We start from the raw sequence: 19445 nt of genomic DNA on the forward strand, positions 1-19445 counted from the left end.
GGATGCCTCCTAGAGATCGTTGCTGGACCAGATCTGGTCGCCGTCAGGTCCCGTCCGACGTCGGCGACGTCGCTTCTTCAGCGTCGTCACAGGCGGTGCGGCAGGTTCCTCGGTGTCTGTTCCGCCAGTCGTCTCGACTGCGGTAGTTCGCGTGACCGCGGCGCCGACGACGTCGGCCTGGACGTTGAGCCGAAGGCCAAGCTGCGTCAGTCCGCGAAGGGCGGCGTAGGCGTAGACCCGACAGTCGAGCCCTTCGTTGGCTCGACCGGGAATGGCCTGCCACATGAAGTAGCGCTGGCCGCCCTCGACCTTCGCGACTAGGCGCTCGGCTGTGATTTGCATGAACCAGTCGAAATCCCGGTCCGCCGGATAGTGCATGAAGCCGGGGCCAGGCTTGCTGACTTGCAGTCGTGACGAGATGGCGTCTTTGGCCGTTTGGGTGCCGATGATGAACGGCTTAAATTTGGACCGTTTCCGGCGATCAGGCTTGATGGCTGGCCAGACCGGTGAGCGTTTACCTGCCTGGTCGCTGGCGCCTTTGATCGCCCAGACCTGACGGCCGAGGCGCTCCTTAGAGAACTGGTAGACGGCGTCGGTGTGGTGCCCGCCGCTGTCGTGGCAGGCTGCCGCGATCCGCATCTCCAGGCCGTCTGACTTGCGGAACACGGTCAGCAGATACTGGTCGAGCTTAGCCTTGGTTCCGGGATCGTCGAAGGCTCCAGGGATGATCTTATAATCGATCGACCATGACTCTTCGTCGCGGCCCCAGCCGACGACCTCGACCTCGATGCGGTCGTCTTGCGTGTCGATGCCGGCCGTGAGGATGGCGACGCCGTCGGGGACGTGGCCTTGCTTCCAGTTCCCGCGACGTGCGGCCAGCACCTCGGCAGCGATCTCCTTCCCGGCATGGCGCCGGAAGGGAAGACCCATCTGGGTGTTCGTCCAGACCTGTAGCTTGTCGTCGTCGCCTTGCGCGTCGATGTACTTCTTTGCGATCCGTGCCGGGCTGTCTTTCCGTGTCCACGGGCTGAACAGCTTGCTCGCCTGGAAGCTGGCGTGGGTGTTCGGCACCGCCTTGGTCCCGCAACAGCGGCACTTCGCGCGATAGACGGCCCAACGGTCGCTTGACCACCAGTCCCAGAGATCGTCGACAGGCGTCTTGGCGCCTGCTGTCACCAGAGCGCCGTAAGCCTCCAGCGGGATTTGACGCTCGCCGCAGCAGATGAATGGGCGGGTCTGATGCCACCTGATAGTTTGGAGCGCCCGTAGTCGCTCGCCCTCGCTCCAGCCGACGCCGCATTTCTCGCAGAAGATCTGCGCCGTCTCGGGGCGGTGTTCCTTGGCGTGGCCCTCAAGCTCGATCTTGTCCCACTGGACATGAGACCATTCGAGGAACTGCCGGTGCGCACAGTGCGGGCACGCGACCGAGGCGCGGCGCTGATCGCCGTCGAGATAGCTGGCCTCGATCCGGCTTTCGCCCGACAACGTCGGCGAGCAGACCCGGACGCTGAGGCCGTTCGAAAAGGTAGATTGTCTCTCGTCGCCCAGGGCGAACGGGTCGCCCTCCTTCGTGATCGGGTACTTGTCGCACTCATCGTAGAGCGTGACCCGGATCGGCCGGCGCGCCAAGTTGTCTGGGCTGCCCGCGCCGACCAGCGCGAGGAACCCGCCCGGGAAAGCCTTATAGGTCAGCGTATCTTCGGACTTCCGCGTGTGGCGGTGGCCGACGAGACCTTTCAGAACCGGAGTGACCCGGACCATCGGAGCGATGCGTTCTTTCGAGAAGGCCTCGGCCGCGTCTTCCTTCGGCTGGACCAGCAGGATCGGGCACGGGTCGATATGGGCGTGATACCCGAAGATGTTTTCCAGCAGCGCCGTCTTGAGCAGCTGCGTCGAGACCATCGCGGTCAGGATTTCTACGCCGGGTTCTGTCTTGGCCAGCATTGGCCCGCGAGCGATCTCGACGGTCGACGTTTTCCACCTGCCCGAGCTGCTGCCCGACTCCGGCGCCAGGTACCGATATTCGTCCGCCCAATCCGGGAGGCTCAGTCTAGGCGGCGGCGTTGCTGCCTTTCTGGCCGTCAGCCTCAGCCGTTCCAGCTTTTCGGATAGGGTCGACGGGTTCGCCCAGGTCGGTGAGGTGCTGGTGGACATGTACGGTCAGCGCCTCCACCACACGGTCTGGGGTTAGGCCGAGGTCGGCGGCGAGGAGCGGCCCGATCCGGGAGGAGAAGTTCAGCCAGGCGTCGCGGTGCTGTCGGAACACGTCGAAGAACACGGCCTCGGCGTCCGCCATCTCGACGACTTCGCCGGCGCGCTTTCTCGCCTCGATCATGCGGATCGCGGCGAGGGCGTTTTCCTTGATCGTCTGAGCTTCGATGAGGTTGACCAGGCGGCCGGCCTGAAGGCCTGCCATGAAGTCGAGAACGGTCCGGGCTTCGTCGTCGCCCTGAGCGGCGGCCTCCTCTAGATCCCCGAGTATGGCGGCAGGTAAGGCGGCTACCGGCACGGCTACCGGCGGCGGCGTGGTAGCCGCTCGTCGGGCCTTGGTAGCCGCATCGGCGAAACGACCCACGCCGGCATGGGCGAGGCTGCGATCCGATGCCTCAACATCGACCTTGCCTTCCCGCATAACCAGCAGCCCACGGGCTTGCCACTTCTGGGCAGCGCCCTTCGAGACCTCGTGAAGTTTGGCGTAGGCGGTGACCGAAACGAGCGTCATGGCTACCTCCGGCTACCGGCTACCGACTTTCGGGGGTCATAGCTGCGAAACGTACATGCCTCAGCCGCCCGTATACGTACCCACCCCCGGGGGGAGGACCCGCGCGCTGGGGGGCGCTCCCCTGCCATGCGGCCGGGCGACGCCTTTCGGCTAGATGGTGGCTCTCAGCATGGCCTCAAAGGCGGCGGTCACGCCTGCTGCCACTGCTGCGACGGCTGGCGTCATCCAGAGCGCGTCCATTGCTCCGTCAATCAGCCCGCCTCTCTGAGCCAGGATGCCCGAGTTGAACTCGAGTCGCTCATCAAGGTCCTCAGCCATCTCTGCGTGGGTCTGTTCGATGGGGTGATTGCCGGTGATGTCGAATGCGAAGTCGCGTGGCCGATATCCGGCTGGATGGAACATGGCAGTTCGCGCGGACTGTAGAGCGCGGCGAGCGGCGTGACCAAACCCCAACACGCAGACAGCCGAGCCGACGGCAAGAGGCCAGTTCACTCCAGATGAAAGGGCCGCTGCAAAAGCCCCAACTCCAGCGGTGGCGATGGCGGCCGCGGCACTGGTCACGGTAGCCGCGCGAGCATCGGCTGCAGCGGCGAAGGAGGCCTGATCCGACAAGCGGCGTTCCGCTTGACTCAAGATCAGAGACATATGCTCTTTGCTAGCTTGACTATAACCTTGGACGTTCACGACATGTCTCCAGCTAAGCCGCCGCCTGAACGTCGTAGCAACTTCGGAATAACGCCGCCGCGTTCTGCTCCGCAGCGACCCTCGCAGCCCCAGCCCAGCCAAAAGCCCACGCAGAAGCCCCCCGCCAAAAAGTGAACCTAGAGTTCATCGCACGACCGAAGATAGACAGAGGAAACACAAATGGCCAAACCGCCCAAGAAGCCAGCTCCCCGCCAGACGTCTCCTGCGATATCGAAGTTGGCGTCAGATGTCTTGGCTGGGCGCAAGGCGCCGACTCTAGCCGAGTCCCGCAAGCTCGCCGCATCAGCGCTGTCTCAGGACCAAACTAAGGGCCAAAAGAAAACCTAGCCCAGGCTGGGTACAGGAGGGATCCATGCCCCACGACAAGCCGAAGTTCATGTACGACTGCTTCTTGTGCCAGCGGCCGTTTCAGTTCGGGCCGCACGTCTACGCCGGCAGGCCGGTCAGACAGTGGGACATCATCGCCTGCGAAATCTGCATCTCGTCAAACTGGGACGGCTTGGTGCCCCAGCAGCATCCTCGACTTATCGAGCACCTGAAGGCGAAAGGCATCGAGATCAGGCTGAACGACGAAGGCTGGCTGCCGATCCCGCCGCGAGGAAGTTGAGCTAGGGTTTCGATCCACGCTCTGAACCAGCCATTGCCGAAGCGCCGAACATGGACGGGGCGGATACGAAAAGACCCCGGCCGCTGATGCGTCGGGGTCTGTCTGTCAGGAGTTCGTTCACCCTGACATATCTGCAGATAGGACTACCTTCCTATTTGGAGGCCGTCAAGCCCCTCTCCGTCGGCGCTGGCCGAGCTGGAGGAAGTCTTGGCTTTGCGTTCGTTCGCGTAGAGACGGCCGTGCTTCCGCCCTGTGGCGCGCAGCCCAGATCATCGCCTCCAGCTCTGTCTTGGGTCGGCCTGCAACGCCAATCTCCAGGCATTGGATGGCATCCTCGATCAGTTCGAAGCAGAGGAGTTTCTTCCCATTCTCTCCTCGAATATCCCAGCCCTCCGCCAGCCAGGCATCAACGTCCGACAGGTCTTCCTCATCATCGGCGCAGTATTTGGCAAAGTAGGCCTCGTCACCAAGACGGAGAAGTTCAGCATAATAATGCTCTAGGAGCAGACTGCTCGGTGAACCATCGATGCCGAGAACGCCCTCGATAAAAGCCGCGATCTTTTGCGTGAGGTCCCAGTCCTCGGACTTGACGCGGGCCGTGGCGTTCAAGCGGACGCGGGCTTCAATTTGGGGCACGCTGGGCAGATCAAGCAGACGGATCATACGCACGAATCCCTTGACGATGTTCTGGTGATGTTCCCCTCCTCCGATGAAGTCGTCAAGCCGCTGGGCGCCTTGCGATCCGCTCGACCTGCAGCAACGGGTCTCCGTCCTCGTTGATGTAGACCGTGCGATTGATCTGGGCGCGTCCCGGCGATTGCGGTGCTGAAGGCATCGGCTCGAATGCTGGGGCGGCCGAGGCGGGCTTCAGCGGGTGAAGAGCCCGACGAATGGCACCCAGACCCGCGATCAGCAGGTCGCGCTTCCGTTCCCATGCGGTATCCATTCGGCCCGCTGCGCGCTGAACCACCCACTGAGGGAAGCTGTCGAGGATGCAGACGTCGTGGACTTCCCGGCGCTGCTCGGGCGTCATCGCGGCGCTGGCCAGCTTCCAGCGCATCATGGCGCGCTTGGCCCTGTCGTCAGCCGACAGGCGTTGACCACCGTCGTCGTTGAACACGGCGTCCCAGAGCTGCGCCATCTCCCGATCCGGTAGCTGGGCGAAGAACGACTTGGCGGACACGTCGCCGCTGGTCTCGGTTCCCCGATCAACCTCCATGTCTGCCGAGAGCGAGATGCTGCTCCGGCCCAGGCCGGCGACCGCGTGCAACGAAGCGAACTCAGCGGCCGTGCGGCAATCGACTTCGGTGAGCCAGCCATTGCGGTAAGCGATCTGGATCGGCGAGAAAGCCTGGCCGATATGATCGACGCCGAAGGCCGCGCGCATCTCCATCACCCGCGCATTGGGGGTGTGCTTCAGGCGTCCGCCCTTGGTGCGCTCGCCGGCCTGACGCGGACGCCCACCTTTGGAGCGGGGATTGATGCGGCTGGGGTTGGTGGCTTTGCCCATCAGGCTGCTCCTCAGAAAAGGGTAAATCGGTTGGTGGCGCTGGAAAGCTGGCCGTCGTCGATCACGATGAAGGGTCGCGCCAAGATGCCGTTGGGCAGGCCCACGATCTTCTCGGCTTGCCGGTCGGTGCGGCCCATGCGGCGCTGTTCGTTGACCGCGTGCTGCTGGGCCAGGGTGATGCGCTCGACCATCACACCCTCGGATGAGAGATGGCGCAAACATTGAACTCGAAGCTTTGGAGACCTGCCCGAAGCGCGAAAAACGCGTCATCCTCGCTGGGGGACAACTGGGGCGGCCTGTCAGCCGTACCCCCCGTTCTGTCCCCCGTCAAGATCGCGGACGCAGGGGACAGGAAGGGACCTGTCCCTTGTTGTCCCCTTGTCCCCATCCCGTTTAGACCAGCCATATCAAGTCCCCCTCCATGCGAATGCGCTTGGCGGCCACGAGAGCCTCCAGCGCCCGGCGGCGGCGTTTCTTGAAGGCGTCGTAGGTTTCGCCCTCGCTGCTCATCCCCGCGGCCTCTGCTCGGGCGTAGACGTCAGCAGTTCGGACAGCCTTCGTACCGGCGCGCGCGCCCGACACGTTCATGGGGACATCCTGGGTGGAACCGTTGTCGGTCACCCACCGAACGGCCGAGAGCATGATCTCTTCCTGGGGCTTCAAAGCGACCCGGCGGGGGGGCTTGGCGACCTTGTCGGCCATGCCCTCATAGTTGACGGTGCAGGACCAAACTTCCTCGCCATCTTCGTCGAAGATGCCGATGGGGGCTGGAAGCAGGCTGAACGCGATACAATCGCCGTCTGGCCCGTTCTTGACCTTGTCCAAGGTGATGGTGCGTTCCTTGGTCTCATCATCCCGCACCACCGTCACGATGGCGTCGGCGGCGCCGATCAACCCCGACCAGCCTCGGATGCCGGCGGAGGCGTTCTTGCCGTGGTGCGCCACGATCATGGCCAGGCAGTCGAAGGTGTTGGCGAAGTTTTCGATGGCTTGCAGGGCCCGGCCCATGTCAGCGCTGCTGTTCTCGTCGGCGCCGGGGACGCAGCGGGCGAGCGTGTCGAACACGATCCCTCCGAGAGCGAAGCCGTTCTCTTCGAAGACGGCGACCGCGTCGCGGATCGCCCCCTTCAGGTCATCGACCGAGTCGTCGTTGTTGAGATCAACGGGCTGACCGATAAGGGCGAAGGGGGTGTAACTTTCGCGGGGAAAGCGTTTCTTCCAAGCTTCGATCCGGCTGCGGCAGCCCTCTGGGTCTTCGGCGGCCACATAGATGATCCCCGCGTGTTTGGCCTTCCGGCCCATCACGCTTGCGCCGGATGAGACCTTCAGAGTGTGGTCTATGGTGACGAACGTCTTACCAGCCTTCGACTGGCCGGTGATGAACGCGAGCCCACGGCTGGGGTAAATGCCTTTGACCAGATAGGCCGAGGTCGAGGGCTTGATGTTCTCAAACGGCTCGACCCGGTATCTGGACCGGCGCTGGAACGCGAGATGGACAACGTCGCTCATTGGCCAGCCCCCATAAGGACATCGTTCCAATCGCCCGCTTCGGCCGGGGCAGTGATTTCGACGTCGCAGCGCGAACACGCGCGCTCGGCTAGCTCCTTGGCGGCCTTTAGGCCGGCCCCGTTCTCGTCGTTGTCGGCGGCGATGATCAGCCGACGGACGCTGAGAGGGACCTCAAAGCCCTTTAAGCCCGAGGTGGAGAACGTCGCCCAGGTCGGGACCCCATGCAGAAGCGAGAACGCCCCCGCAGTCTCCAGTCCCTCTGCCACCGCGAGGACGCCATCTTTGCTGACAGGCCCGGTCCGCAGGGCGGCGCCCGACATCGGGCCCATCATCAGGCGCGACCAGTCGCCGAAGGCCTTCCGGCCGTCGTCGGTCACATAGGTCAGGTGTAACCCCCTCCCTTGGGATTTTCCGTCCCGCGCCAGACAGACCAGCGCCGGGCTGGGAGACGGCGGGGGCGGGTCGTTGGCCATGCGGTTCCAAGGCACCGACCGCGGCGCGGCCGGGTGAAACCGAACGTCGTCACAGTCCAGCACGAGGCCGCGGTTGATGAGGTAGAGCGCGGCCGGGGTGCCCGGAAGGGAGACCGTGCCGGCCCAGATGTCGGCGCAGAAGTCGAGCTTCTCGACCTCCATCTTGTGGGCTTCGGCGGCGCGCAGGCGGCGCGCAGCTTCGATCTCGGACCGGCTGGGCTTGTATTCTGATGCGTTGTCGATCCCGAGATAAGCGAAGACCTCTCGGGCGCCGTCGCCAGCGAACGAGTTGAACAGGATGCGAGAACCGTCCTCAGATACCCTGAGGCTGAGCGACCGGTCGCGACGAGAGTGGCCTGGCCCTGGAATGGTCGCCATCCGACCCCCAGCTGACAACTCGCCGCCGAGGCGATGCACGATGTCGCGTAAGTCAGGGAGGGCGGGTCGAATAGACGAGACCGAACTCACGCCGCCCCTCCTCCTGCCCCAGCATCCACTTCGACGCCGTTGCGAAGGAACAGGCCGTCTCCGCAGTCGACAACAGAAGCCTCTGGCGGACGAACTTCACGAGCGACGCGCGCGAGCATCTCGAAGAAGTCGCCCGCCTTGTCGGCGCCGATGGTCAGGGCGAGGTGCGTCGATGCGGCAAAGCACAGCGCGCGCACGCCGGAGCCCCTGTCCCCTCCGTCCAGATCCCGCGCTGCCTGCTCGACTAGCTTGTGCGACTGCAACACGCGAGCGGCCGGGCCGTCGCGACGCTGCATCAGGACTGGGCCGCGATAGAGCGGTGTGACCGAGGCAGTCATCAGTGCACCTGTTCGAAGACAGGGCCGGGCTTCAGGCGCTGGGCAGCATCAGCCGCTTGCTGAGCCTCGGCGAGCGCCTTCTGGGTGCTCTTCTGCACCTCGCGAACCTCAGCCTCGGTTCGATGTCCGTCTGCGTCCATGGCGTGGACGGCACCCAGGGCGGCGGCGGAGGCCTGAACGGCCTCGACCACGGCGGCCTGAACAGCCTCGTCGTCCTCGCCCTTGATGGCGCGGGAAGCGGCTCCGGTGATGATGTCCCGGCCGACCACCGCCTCAAGGCTCATGATCTGCATGAAGCTCGGCATGTCGGGGGCCGAGGGCGACTGCAGCAGCGACACACGCTGATGCTTGATGCCGAGTTCAACGGCAGCGGCCTCTACGCCGCCAGCGGCTTTAACTAGCTGGCGCCAGAGAGCCTTCACTTCGCCGGACGAAAGGGGGCGGCTCATTGCACGATCTCGCGTTTTGCACCGTAGCCGTTGCGGGGCCCGGCAATCAGGTTGGGGATGTTGAAAAGAGGGAGGGCGGCATGGCCGACCACGAGATTGTTGACCCGCTGCTGTATCGAGCGATCCTGCACGCCACGGCGGCCGGCGCTTGCTCCGTCGCCGCCCGGGAAACCGGTCAGGATTGCTGGGCCGTTCTGGGAAGCGAACAGCGCGCTAAGGCCACGGTGCTGCTGCATCAGGCGTTACGCCCCGTGCCATCGGCCTCAAGCGCGTCGAGCGCCTCGTACAATTTACGTAATGACGCCTGACGAGGCTCAGCGCGCTTGGTCCGCCAGCGCCACCAAGTGGACGCGGCGATACCCGCATCTTTCAAAATGACTCGCTGGTCTACGCCTTTGGCCAGACAGGCGAACTCAAACCCGTGAATTGGATCGTGCATGAAAGCAACGGTATTGCACTAATGCATCAACCGCAACCTCGCTGTTGCTTTAATAAGGCGGAAGGCTTGGAGGTCTTGATGAGCGACGAGGACATGAAGGAGCCGGTTATCCGGATGATCCGCACGATCATGGAGGAGACCGGGTGGTCAGCGTCTAGGCTCGCCCGCGAGGCGCAGCTCTCACCGAGCACCATTACGCGCGCGCTTGACCCCAACTCTGCGTTCGTGCCGTCTCGCGTTACCGTGTCCAAGTTAATGCCTCTCCTGGAGGCCCAGGCTCGCAACCTCCGCAATGAGGTGGCCTCTATTCGAGATTCCAACCGCTATCTGATTAGCGAAACGCTCCTCGAGTCGCGAGGAGCGCTTCTATTGGCGGGCGGATTGCAAGCCGGCGTCTGGCTGGATGGTGACAAGCCCTCGCTGGACGGTCCCCCTGAAACAATCCCTGTGTGGGACAGCGGCTGGCCCCACGGAAGAGTCTTGGCATTCAAGATCGGTGATGACGCCACCCACGATGTATATAAAACTGGCGTCTATGTTTTCACTGTCCAAGTGAAAAAGGATGACGATACCTTTAAGATATTTGCAGGAGATGAATACGTTCTCAGGCGCAGAGCGCACTTCCATGGAAGCGTGAAGTCTGAAACTTCTATTTGGCGTTACGTTACCATAGATGGAGAAACTAAACTTAAGCAAACCGGGGGCTCCCCGGGCAAGCCAGAGTTTCTTAAGGAGGGGGACCGCCCAGACTGGGGAATCGATATCGTCGGGAAGGTCGTCGGGTTCTATGACCGTCGCCCATGGAGGCCTGATTTATCCGTTGCATAAATGCATTGACAGTAACGTTGCATGAATGCAATGAATGCCCCATCACCCCACGTGATGGAGCCGCGCCTTGTCGCACCCAGATACGATTTCATCCGCCAGCCGCGCCGTCACGGTAGCTGAAGCACCCGCCTTCCCGGCCGTTACCGCCGGGACAGTCGGCAGCGTCGCCATCCAGACCGTCGATGGCCGCGCCCTGCACGCCTTCCTTGATGTCGGCCGCGACTTCACGAATTGGATCAAGGGCCGCATCCAGACCTACGGGTTTGAGAAGGGCGTCGACTATGAGGTTTTCGCCGGATTTGGCGAAAACCTCTCTGATGGTTCGGGCTCCCCAAATCCGGGGAGCGGGAAACCCAAAGGCGGTCGCCCGACGTCGGAATACGCCCTGACCCTCGATATGGCCAAAGAGCTGGGCATGGTCGAGAACAACGAGCGGGGCCGCATGGTCCGCCGCTATTTCATCGACTGCGAACGTAAGGCCAAGGCTCCGCGTCGGGCCACCGCACTGAAGCGCCCGCCCAGCCACCGATCATTGGCCTCGACATGGGCGTGGGCTGAGTCCCTCAGCGAACGGCTGGGCATTAGCGACGCCAATCAGAAGGCTTTGGGCGCCAACGCGCTGACCGAGCGCATCACCGGCGTGGACGTGCTGGGCGCCATGGGCATTAAGCATCTGGTCGCGCCACAACAGGAAGTGCTGCTCACCGCTACCGAAATCGGTGAACGGCTGGGCGAGGTCTCCGCGCGCTTCATCAACGCTCGCCTGTTGGAACTCGGTTTTCAGTCTGGCAGCCCCGGAGCTTACGAGCCGACCGATAAGGGCATCGCCGCCGGTGGCGTCATGCTCGACGTCGCTCGAAGTAACGGCACCGGAAACAGCCGCCAGCTCAGATGGGCGAGCGGCATCATCGACCAATTACGGCCGCTGATCGCGGCGGCCTGACCCCAACCGACAATCTAGGAGCACGCCATGCAGGCCGTGTCTGAAAGAACCACCGGCGGGTCCTCCGCCGGAACGATGACTGCTGTCCCGACCACCGCCGAGTTCGAAGCGGCGCTGACCTTCACCGCCGACGGTCATACCGACGATGATGGAGAGGAGTTGATCACGGCCGCGCGGGCCGCCGTTGCCGCCGCCGAGGCCGCAACTCCATTCGCCGCTTGCCCGCGCGTCGCAGCAGCAAAGGGCTTCCTGGCCGAGGCTGACCATGACGAAATCTGGTCCGTTCGACTGAAGGTGCGAAACGACCTGGTCGATTTCATCAACAAGACCGCAGTGGCTTGGCCTGACGAGAAGGACGGCCTGTTCGAACACCTGAGAAAGGCCGTAAACTTCGTTGGTGAACTCGAAGAGTTGATCGACGCCGCCAGTGAACCCGACGCGCTTCCCGCCAAGGCTGGCCTTGCCCCCAGGCGAAACCACGAGGGCCTTGATGTGTCCGGCGACTGGCCGGCGCTCGTCCAGCAGCTTTTCGACGCCACCCAGCCCGGCGCAGAGCCTTCGTGGGCTGATGTCCAAGCAGAGTACGAAGCGGCTTTGGTGGCGAGCGACATGGCTTGCGACCATGAATATGAAGCCGACGGCGACGAGGTTGAGTTTCAGCGGCGCTCCAAGGCGAACGCTCCTATCTACCGCCGCTTCATCCGGGCGCGTGAGGCGCTGACGGAAATCTCTGCTCCTCACTGGTCAGCAGTGGCCGCCAAGATCGATTGTCTTTTGCTGCAGTACGGGGCCGAAGATAGCTCGGACGGATGGGCCGAGTCCGCGCGGGAGTTGAAGCGCGCCGCCGAGATGCTGGGCAACGGCGCGCCCGGCGATGCCGACGTCATCCTGTTCCTCACCGCTCGCTGCTACGCCGAACAGATGGCCCACCGAGCGGTCAACAGACCAGACGGCTATGCGAACTGGGCATGCGATGTCGGCGCTATCAGTCGCCTGGCCGCGCTGGTCGAGATCATCGTTCGCGATACCCGCGAACTATCCAAGTTCAGCGACCGCCACAGGATGCTCTCGGGCGAGGCCACCAGCACGATCTGGTTCTCTAAGGACACCATCGAATGCGAGGTCGATCGCCTGGCGGACGAATTCTCCGGCGCCATCCGCACGCATGACGCGCTGGACGGGAAAGAGGCGAACCTGACGTCGCAAGAGACCGCCGCCCTGGCCGCGGCGGATGATGCCCTCTGCACCGTCCGCACGAGCGCCTTCGCCCACCTGCCGCGCAACCGGTCCGGCGTCGCCTTCCAGCTCTTGGTCGCCGCCAGCCATCTCGATTTTGTTCAGCACGCGACGAGCGACGACGCGGACGCTTCGGCTAAGCTGATCCGCACAGCCATCGCCAACGCGCTCCGGGTCCTGGGCCTGCCGTTCGACTATCGGGCAGCGCAGTATTTCCTCGGTCCGGTCGCCGACGATCTCGACGGCCGGGCACGTCCGGGACCGGCCAAATGATCCGCCGCACATGGGCCAACCCTGCCCATCACGACGTGCCTCTCTGGAAGCTCTGCCTGCTGGGGTTCGCCCTCGGCGTCGGGAGCATGGGCGTCGGCGAAGCCTTGCTGAGAGCCGCCGCATGATCACGCAACTCTTGTCCGATGAGACGACCACCGTCTCGAACGACAGGCTCGCCGCCGCCGTTCAGCGCCTGACCAATGTGCGGCGATGGTTCGAGGTCCTGGCGACCACGTCTCGGACCGCAGCCGAGGTGCGGGCAAGGATCGAGGATGCGCAGGCTGTCGCTGAGGTGCTGGCCGTTGTCCGCAGCCAGGCCGAGGAGATCGCGCTCCTGCGGGCGGGCCCGATCACTGCGGTGGAGCAGACCGGAAGGCCTGGGATCACATGACCGGCGCGAACTGCAACGAGAAGAAGCCGCGCAAGGTCATCGACCTGCCACCCGGTTCGAAGCTGGCCTACACCGTGGACGAGGCCGCCCAGGCGCTCGGCGTTGGCGTCACCACCATGTGGACGATGCTGCGCGAGGGCGAGGTGGTGGCGAAGAAGGTGAGGGGGCGCACCGTCGTCCCGCGTGAGGAACTTCTGCGTGTGATAGACGAGGCACCGGCCGCGCGGGCGGCCTAGCTTCAGAAGCCTCCTGCTGTCAGGCGAAGTATGGAATGTACCGGGCGTTTCTTTTCCCCTGTCCCTCTTCCAACGGCTTGATGCGGCCGGACTTCACTGCCTCGGAGATTATAGCTGATACGACCTGATACTCATCATCTTCGAGCCGGAAGCGCTCGCGCAATGAAGCGTTGCTCATCGGGTCGGCGGCAATCCATTTGATTATGCAGTGATAGAAGCAGGCGCGCATCTTTTCGGCTTTGGCCAGCTGTTTGAACGGGCGGGGCCCGAACAGAACGACGCGCATGGAGTCTGAAGAAGAGTGGAAAGCCGGCGCGGGCAAGTTCATTTCTTCGATTTCTAACAGAGCCTTGTCGAGGCCGCCGCCTCGCTCTTCGCAAAGCCGCAGGCTACGCATTGCTCCGGCGAGTTTTTCATTACGTGACCGCCTTTCGTCGATGATGCGATCTAGCTCGATCAGGGAATTGCCAGGATTGGTGACCTCAATTCGATCTTGGTAGATGTCCACAACAGGGCAGGTGCCGCTTACCGTGAAGTCTTGGTGGATCATCGCGTTGGCGATCACTTCTCGGAGTGCTGTTTCGGGGTACAGAGCGTCCTCTACCCTTATGCCTTCCATGTAGTGCTCATCATACGGGAGAAGCGTTTTGATGTGTTGCAACAGCCCGCTAAAACCGACGGCGTATCCTTTCTTGCCTTCGATCTCCTGGATGGACTTTCTTTTGTCCCGACCTGCGTACCTGATAACTCGAACGGTCTTCCGCTCGATTGAGGGAAAGTCCTCCACGTTCTTGGCGAATAGAAGCGCGCCCAGGTTCGTGATGTCGTAGGTGCCTTCAAGGTCGTCCTTCAGAAACCCCTGCTTGCAAAAAGTGGAGATTACTTCGGCGTCCTCGGTCGGACGCGGGAGACGTGAAAGGCTATAAAATGTGGCGGTCTCTAGTAGGCCAAGCACCTGCGCTGCCGACTGATGGCTTAACGCGACAGCGTCTTCGAATTTCCTGCGGCCCGTTGCCAGCCAGAGAGCTCTCTCGTGCTCTGGAAAATCGCTTAGCTTTTTCGTGTTCTCGCCGACGCGAATCCACTCGGTATCGCTGAAGCGCACGGGGCGCTCATAGCTCGTTTCGATAGAGATGATGGAAAACTGTTTTCCAGCGTGTTCGAAGTCAATGACATCTAGCATCAGCTTTGGAGACAGCGTCCGCGCTAACCAGTTTTCGAGGTTCTCGCCGCCTTTTTTCAAACGGCACAATCGTACTGCGGTGCCGACGCATTCCCGGTCGCTGTCTCGAACGCCAAACACCAAGAATGCCCGATCGCGCCCGGCTAGGATGGCCGCATTTGCTCCGGCCGAAATCCACCGGCCGATCATATCGGGATCTTCGTTGTTCTCCTTGAACTCGACCCAAGCGCTCTCTGAGGGCTCTTGGCAAAGCCGGGCTAACAGGGCTGCTGGATCGTTGATCGCCATGAATTTCCTTTTATCCCCCTTATATCGGCGGAACTAAAATCGACACCGGTCACGGCGGCAAAAGGCAGGTTTTGTTCAATGAAAACAACGATCATAAGTTAACAAGGGATTGAACCTTTTATCCCTTCTTTGCTTGCTTTCGCGTTATCAATGCCGTTTTTCACCAACCGCCAACCGACTTCATTCGTCAATAGCATCAGGTTCGTCGTTTTGAACGTCGCGACTTTTCATTGATGATCATGCTGGCGTTCTAGGTATGGAGCCGGCTGTTGGTGCAAGCGTAAATCCCACGTCATCCAGCCTACATTCTCTTCGTCGTATCAAGCGTGACCAATGTCCTCGCGCTCTCGATATAGCTAGCCCACGCATCCATGAGCTTGCGGCGCTTCTCCAACGCGTCGCCCCGGCGATAGGCCCGCTCGACCTCGTTGCCGACCTGGTGCGCGAGCGCCGCCTCGACGACCTCGCGGGCGAAGTTCGTGCACTCTCCAGCCCAGTCCCTGAATGTTGAGCGGAAGCCGTGAACGCTGATGTCGTCGTGCCCCATGCGGCGCAGGAGCATCAGCATCGCCATGTTCGACATCGGCTTCATGCCGGTCGGGTCGGTGAACAACCACCGCGTGGGTGCCTGGGGGTTCAGCTTAGCGAACTCGTCGCCCTCGGCCCAGGCGGCGCGGACGATCTTCACGGCAGCGTCGGTCAGCGGCACGCGGTGCTCGACCTTCCCCTTCATGCGCTCGGCCGGGACCGTCCAGATCTTCTTCACGAGATCGAACTCTGAGCGCTCGGCGCCGACGATCTCGCCGGTGCGCGATGCTGTCAGGATCAGCAGGTCCAGGGCGCGAGCCGCCGGCGCCGGGCGGGCGCGCAACTGTCCGATGAACTCGGACACTTCATCGAAGGGCAGGGCAGGGTGGTGGCCCTTGTAGAGCTTTTGCCGTTTCGGCAGCAGGAGGGCGAGGTGGCCTTTCCAGCGGGCTGGGTTCTCCGCGGTGCGCAGACCCTTGGCCTTGGCGGCGTCCAGCACCCGCTCGATGCGACCTCGCGTGCGGGAGGCCGTCTCAGGCTTCACCGCCCAGATCGGCTTAAGCACTGCGAGGACATCCTCGGTCGTGACCGCATCCACATCGAGGGAGCGCAGGGGCGCGGCATCGACCTTGAGGCTCTGTTCCCACTGATAGACGTGCTTGGCGTTCTTCCACTCTGGCCGCAGGGCGTCGAGCAACTGGTCTGCCAAGGCGCCGAACGTCCGGTCGGTCGTGCGCGTATCGCCGCGCTCCTCGATAGGGTTGATGCCGTCGGCGACCAGCTTGCGGGCGGCATCGGCCGCTTCACGCGCCTCAGCCAGGCTCCGCACCTTCAGCGAGCCGAGGCCCATCTGCTTGCGCGCGCCGCGCCACTGGAAGATGAAGGCCCAGCTCTTGGCGCCGGTCTTGTTGATCTGGAGATACAGACCAGCGCCGTCGGCGTAGAGTCCTGGGGCGCTGTGGGCGCGGACGGCGACGGCCGTCAGCCGCTTGATCTGGTGAGCCATAGAGAACGATCCACGAACGCGCAGAGCGGGTCAAATGGGATCGACCCTAAAGCTGACCCTAAAAGCGACCCTAAAAGTTTGGCCGGTTGGCCCCGTAGCACTATGGCGAGTTACGACGGAGGCGGGCCGCTACGTCAATGGTGGCGGGCTTCAGATGGTGCACTATGACGATCCCTGCGACCGGGTTAGTCGTCCCTCGGCTCCACCAGGGCTTTCCCGGATCATCTCGTGACACGATGGGCGCAGGCCCGTCCACGCGTCAGTTTTTGCGATAGAAGTTGCAGTACCAGTCGACGAAATGGCCGACGCCGTCTTCCACGGGGGTTGAGGGGGCGTAGTCGAGGGCTTTGAGGGTGTCGGCGACATCGGCCTCGGTATTGGCGACATCGCCGTCCTGCATGGGCATGAGGTTGAGCCTGGCTTTGCGGCCCAGTTTTTCTTCCAGCACCTCGATATAGCGCATCAGGGCGACCGGGCGGCCGGCGCCCAGGTTGAGGATGCGCCAGGGGGCGACGCCGCTGGTGGCGGGATTGGGGGCGGTGGCGTCCCAGGTCGGGTCGACGGCGGCGGGGCGGTCCAGCGCCGCGATCACGCCGGTGACGATGTCGTCCACATAGGTGAAGTCGCGCGACATCTTGCCTTCGCCGTAAACGTCTATCGGTTCGTCCTTGAGGATGGCGCGGGTGAATTTGAACAGGGCCATGTCCGGGCGGCCCCACGGTCCATAGACGGTGAAGAAGCGCAGCCCCGTGGCCGGGAAGCCGAACAGGTGGGCGTAGGAATGGGCCATGGCCTCATTGGCCAGCTTGGTCGCGGCATAGACGGTCAGCGGGTGGTCGGCCGGGTCACGCACCGAAAACGGCAGGGCGGCGTTGGCGCCGAAGACCGAGCTGGTCGAGGCGAAGACGAGGTTGGTCGCCTGAACCGCGCGGCAGCCCTCGAGGATGCTGAGGAAGCCGACGACGTTGGAATCCACATAGGTCTCGGGCGCTTCGAGGCTGTACCGGACGCCCGCCTGGGCGGCGAGGTGGACGACGCGGCGCGGCCTGTGCTCGGCGAACAGGGCGGCGACGCCGGTGCGGTCGGCCAGGTCCAGGGTGTGGTGGCGATAGGCCGGATAGGCCTGAAGCTGGGCCAGACGGGCGTGTTTGAGCGCCGGGTCGTAGTAGGCGTTGAGGTTGTCGAGGCCGATGACCGTCTCGCCGCGCTCCAGCAGCCGCCGCGCGGTGTGGAAGCCGATGAAGCCGGCCGAGCCGGTGACGAGGACGGGATCGTGGACCATCAGGCTGCGATAGACGTTCGGACGCGCTTTCGCCAGCGGGACGCTGTCAGGGCAGAGCCTCGGCCACAGCGGGCTTCGGCTCCGCGAACCCGGCGGCGAGGCTGAGGCCGCAGGCGAGGATCAAACAGGCGGCCGCGCCGATCAGCACCGGACGGGTCGCGCCGACGGGCGGGCTGAGCGGGCGCAGGAAGAGCAGGGCCAGAAGGCCGATCAGGGCCAGGGCGCCGGGCAGGTCCATGCCGATGCCGAGGAAGACGAAATGGCCCAACCCCATCAGCCAGGCGCCGCCGAGGACGCCGGCGACCGCGGGCGGGATCAGGCTGGCGGGCCGCGTCAGGTCGGGGCCGATCAGGGCGGACAGGGCCGCGGCGGCTGCGGCCAGCAGGGCAGGCCAGACGAACAGCAGGGCGGCCTCGGGCGCGGCGCCCTGGACGATGCAGCCGAGCAGGAAGACGAGGGCGATGAGCCCCAGCCACCCGCCCCAGGGCGAGGCGGTGGTGGAGGCGGGGGCCTTGACCGGCCACAGCGACAGGGCGACGGCGATCAGGCCCGCGCCCAGCATGACCGGGCTGAAGCCGCCAAGCAGCAGGACAAGAAGCGTCAGGACGGCGGCGATCCCCGCTGTCGTGCGGGGGCGCAGGCGGCGCACGCCGGTCAGGCACAGCAGGGCGAGGGCGAGGATGGTCAGGACGGCGCCCGCCTCCATCCACGGCAGACGGCGCAGCAGGACGTAATAGGTCTCGGACGAGGTGTGGCGGGTGACGACGGGGCCAGCCAACAGGCGCACGGCCTGGGCCAGCACCAGTCCGGCGGACGCGAACCACAGGCCGTCGAGCAGGCCGCGCCCGACCTGTGCGGCGGTCAAGCCGGTCGCACGGCGGGCGCGCCAGGCGGCGAAACCGCCGAGCAGGGCGGTCAGGCACAGCAGGCCCCAGCCCATCGCCGCCGAATGGCTGAGCATCCAGCGGCCGAAGACGTCGGCATAGACAGTGTTCGGACCCTTGGCGGGCAGGGCGGGGGCGCGCAGCAGGGCGTCGGCGGCCTCCAGCGCCTGAGAGCCGATGTGCTGCAATCCGCCCTTGTCCAGATTTTCGGGGGTGGCGTCGGCGGAATGGTACTGGGCCGGGCGGCCGATGAAGGCGAAGTTCAGTCCGCCGACGCCGCGATCCTTGGGGATGGTGAAATCGGTGCCGTTGGGCATTCGTTCGTACATGAAGACGGCGAGCGAGGTGGCGGTCGTCCCGCCGTCGGCGCGGGCGACGGCGCGGCGGAACAGGTCCACGGTTGGCCCGGCCTCGCGCCCGGTCTCGAACATGGCCGCACGGCCGCCGCCGCCGCGCGCCTCGAGGTTGACCACGGCGCCGATGCGGTCGCGCAGCGGATGGCCGCCGAAGAAGATGCGGGCGCCGTCCAGGTTCAGTTCCTCGGCGTCGGTCAGCAGGACGACCAGGTCGCGCTCGATCGGCCCGCGCGCCTTGATGGCGCGCACGGCCTCCAGCACGGCGCCGACGCCGGTGGAATCATCGGCCGCGCCGGGTGAGCCGACCACGGTGTCGTAGTGGGCCATCAGCATGACGGCGGGCTGGCTGCGGTCTTTTCCGGGCAGGACGCCGATCAGGTTGATGGCCTGATTATTGGCCGCGTCGGGATCGCCGCCGGCCTTCTTCAAGCGCTGGATAGAACCCGGGGACAACGGCCCCGCCTGCTCCTGCGGGGACAGGCCCAGCTGGGTCATGCGGGCGGTCAGGTAGGCGCGGACGCGGGCGTGTTCGGTTGAGCCTACGGGATGCGGGGCGCGGGCGATCTGCTCGACGTCGGTCATGGCCCTGGCAGCCGAGAAGGCGGCGACGGGGGCGTCGAGGGGGCGGGGCCTGGGAACCTGAGTAGTCCAGACCGCCAAAAGGAAGGCGAGCGTCAGCGATCCGAACAGCAGGGCCAGCCGCATGTGAAAGATCCTCCCCGATCCAGGAGGCAGTAGGGCCAAGCCGGGCCCGGATAGCAAGAGGGCGGCGACGGGTTTCCCCGCCGCCG

The 19445-nt window shown here is 64.2% G+C and carries 22 protein-coding genes; 7 read left to right on the forward strand and 15 right to left on the reverse strand.

Annotation, left to right across the window (positions count from 1 at the left end):
• Positions 1–9 precede the first annotated feature (9 nt).
• From ACOZBP_RS07795 to ACOZBP_RS07805, 3 genes are all read right to left on the reverse strand, one after another.
• Positions 10–2154 carry a phage terminase large subunit family protein gene (locus ACOZBP_RS07795; protein ID WP_422675832.1) on the reverse strand — a complete coding sequence of 715 codons (2145 nt, stop codon included), beginning with the start codon at positions 2152–2154 and terminating at the stop codon, positions 10–12.
• Positions 2051–2722 (reverse strand): hypothetical protein, encoded by a 672-nt coding sequence (locus ACOZBP_RS07800; RefSeq protein WP_422675833.1) that lies wholly within the window; start codon positions 2720–2722, stop codon positions 2051–2053. Before ACOZBP_RS07800 ends, ACOZBP_RS07795 begins: the two co-directional genes overlap by 104 nt.
• A gap of 150 nt (positions 2723–2872) precedes the next feature.
• Positions 2873–3367, reverse strand: coding sequence for a hypothetical protein (locus ACOZBP_RS07805; RefSeq protein WP_422675834.1), 495 nt, complete (start codon positions 3365–3367; stop codon positions 2873–2875).
• Between the two features lie 412 nt (positions 3368–3779).
• Here ACOZBP_RS07805 and ACOZBP_RS07810 point away from each other — a divergent pair, with 412 nt between their 5' ends.
• Positions 3780–4034 carry a hypothetical protein gene (locus tag ACOZBP_RS07810; protein WP_422675835.1) on the forward strand — a complete coding sequence of 85 codons (255 nt, stop codon included), beginning with the start codon at positions 3780–3782 and terminating at the stop codon, positions 4032–4034.
• Positions 4035–4199: 165 nt separating this feature from the next.
• On the opposite strand, the gene ACOZBP_RS07815 is transcribed toward ACOZBP_RS07810, so the two are convergent.
• From ACOZBP_RS07815 to ACOZBP_RS07850, 8 genes are all read right to left on the reverse strand, one after another.
• Entirely contained in the window at positions 4200–4697 is a 498-nt protein-coding gene (locus ACOZBP_RS07815; protein WP_422675836.1) for a hypothetical protein, read from the reverse strand.
• 55 nt (positions 4698–4752) lie between these two features.
• Positions 4753–5544, reverse strand: a complete 792-nt coding sequence (locus ACOZBP_RS07820) for a hypothetical protein (RefSeq protein ID WP_422675837.1) — start codon at positions 5542–5544, stop codon at positions 4753–4755.
• Between the two features lie 11 nt (positions 5545–5555).
• Entirely contained in the window at positions 5556–5735 is a 180-nt protein-coding gene (locus ACOZBP_RS07825; RefSeq protein ID WP_422675838.1) for a hypothetical protein, read from the reverse strand.
• A 202-nt stretch (positions 5736–5937) separates the two neighbouring features.
• Complete coding sequence (locus ACOZBP_RS07830; protein ID WP_422675839.1) at positions 5938–7053, reverse strand: AAA family ATPase; 1116 nt, start codon at positions 7051–7053, stop codon at positions 5938–5940.
• Positions 7050–7943: a DUF7146 domain-containing protein gene (locus ACOZBP_RS07835; RefSeq protein ID WP_422675840.1), complete on the reverse strand. Its 894-nt coding sequence runs from the start codon at positions 7941–7943 to the stop codon at positions 7050–7052. Before ACOZBP_RS07835 ends, ACOZBP_RS07830 begins: the two co-directional genes overlap by 4 nt.
• A gap of 47 nt (positions 7944–7990) precedes the next feature.
• On the reverse strand, positions 7991–8332 hold the full coding sequence (locus ACOZBP_RS07840) for a hypothetical protein (protein ID WP_422675841.1): 342 nt from the start codon (positions 8330–8332) through the stop codon (positions 7991–7993).
• Entirely contained in the window at positions 8332–8781 is a 450-nt protein-coding gene (locus ACOZBP_RS07845; RefSeq protein WP_314431429.1) for a hypothetical protein, read from the reverse strand. Before ACOZBP_RS07845 ends, ACOZBP_RS07840 begins: the two co-directional genes overlap by 1 nt.
• The gene (locus ACOZBP_RS07850; protein ID WP_422675842.1) at positions 8778–9017 is read right to left on the reverse strand and encodes a hypothetical protein; all 240 of its coding nucleotides are present in this window, start codon (positions 9015–9017) and stop codon (positions 8778–8780) included. Before ACOZBP_RS07850 ends, ACOZBP_RS07845 begins: the two co-directional genes overlap by 4 nt.
• Positions 9018–9298: 281 nt before the next feature.
• Between ACOZBP_RS07850 and ACOZBP_RS07855 the strand changes: the two genes are divergently transcribed.
• The 6 genes from ACOZBP_RS07855 (at position 9299) to ACOZBP_RS07880 (ending at position 13127) form a co-directional block, all read left to right on the forward strand.
• Positions 9299–10048, forward strand: a complete 750-nt coding sequence (locus tag ACOZBP_RS07855) for a hypothetical protein (RefSeq protein ID WP_422675843.1) — start codon at positions 9299–9301, stop codon at positions 10046–10048.
• A gap of 67 nt (positions 10049–10115) precedes the next feature.
• Positions 10116–10991 carry an antA/AntB antirepressor family protein gene (locus ACOZBP_RS07860; protein ID WP_422675844.1) on the forward strand — a complete coding sequence of 292 codons (876 nt, stop codon included), beginning with the start codon at positions 10116–10118 and terminating at the stop codon, positions 10989–10991.
• Between the two features lie 27 nt (positions 10992–11018).
• The gene (locus ACOZBP_RS07865) at positions 11019–12500 is read left to right on the forward strand and encodes a hypothetical protein (protein ID WP_422675846.1); all 1482 of its coding nucleotides are present in this window, start codon (positions 11019–11021) and stop codon (positions 12498–12500) included.
• Positions 12497–12625: a hypothetical protein gene (locus ACOZBP_RS07870; RefSeq protein ID WP_422675848.1), complete on the forward strand. Its 129-nt coding sequence runs from the start codon at positions 12497–12499 to the stop codon at positions 12623–12625. The genes ACOZBP_RS07865 and ACOZBP_RS07870 overlap by 4 nt, the downstream gene beginning before the upstream one ends.
• Positions 12622–12891 (forward strand): hypothetical protein, encoded by a 270-nt coding sequence (locus ACOZBP_RS07875; protein WP_422675849.1) that lies wholly within the window; start codon positions 12622–12624, stop codon positions 12889–12891. Before ACOZBP_RS07870 ends, ACOZBP_RS07875 begins: the two co-directional genes overlap by 4 nt.
• Complete coding sequence (locus ACOZBP_RS07880) at positions 12888–13127, forward strand: helix-turn-helix domain-containing protein (RefSeq protein ID WP_422675850.1); 240 nt, start codon at positions 12888–12890, stop codon at positions 13125–13127. The genes ACOZBP_RS07875 and ACOZBP_RS07880 overlap by 4 nt, the downstream gene beginning before the upstream one ends.
• Before the next feature lie 19 nt (positions 13128–13146).
• Here ACOZBP_RS07880 and ACOZBP_RS07885 read toward each other — a convergent pair whose 3' ends face one another.
• The 4 genes from ACOZBP_RS07885 to ACOZBP_RS07900 all read right to left on the reverse strand — a co-directional run bounded on the left by ACOZBP_RS07885 (position 13147) and on the right by ACOZBP_RS07900 (position 19359).
• Positions 13147–14598, reverse strand: coding sequence for an ATP-binding protein (locus ACOZBP_RS07885; protein WP_422675851.1), 1452 nt, complete (start codon positions 14596–14598; stop codon positions 13147–13149).
• Positions 14599–14899: 301 nt separating this feature from the next.
• Entirely contained in the window at positions 14900–16132 is a 1233-nt protein-coding gene (locus ACOZBP_RS07890) for a tyrosine-type recombinase/integrase (protein ID WP_422675852.1), read from the reverse strand.
• Positions 16133–16391: 259 nt separating this feature from the next.
• Positions 16392–17414, reverse strand: coding sequence for an NAD-dependent epimerase/dehydratase family protein (locus ACOZBP_RS07895; RefSeq protein ID WP_422675853.1), 1023 nt, complete (start codon positions 17412–17414; stop codon positions 16392–16394).
• Between the two features lie 46 nt (positions 17415–17460).
• Entirely contained in the window at positions 17461–19359 is a 1899-nt protein-coding gene (locus ACOZBP_RS07900) for a M20/M25/M40 family metallo-hydrolase (RefSeq protein ID WP_422675854.1), read from the reverse strand.
• Between the last annotated feature and the right edge of the window lie 86 nt (positions 19360–19445).

It is taken from the genome of Brevundimonas sp. NPDC058933 (assembly GCF_049315965.1).
GTDB lineage: Bacteria > Pseudomonadota > Alphaproteobacteria > Caulobacterales > Caulobacteraceae > Brevundimonas.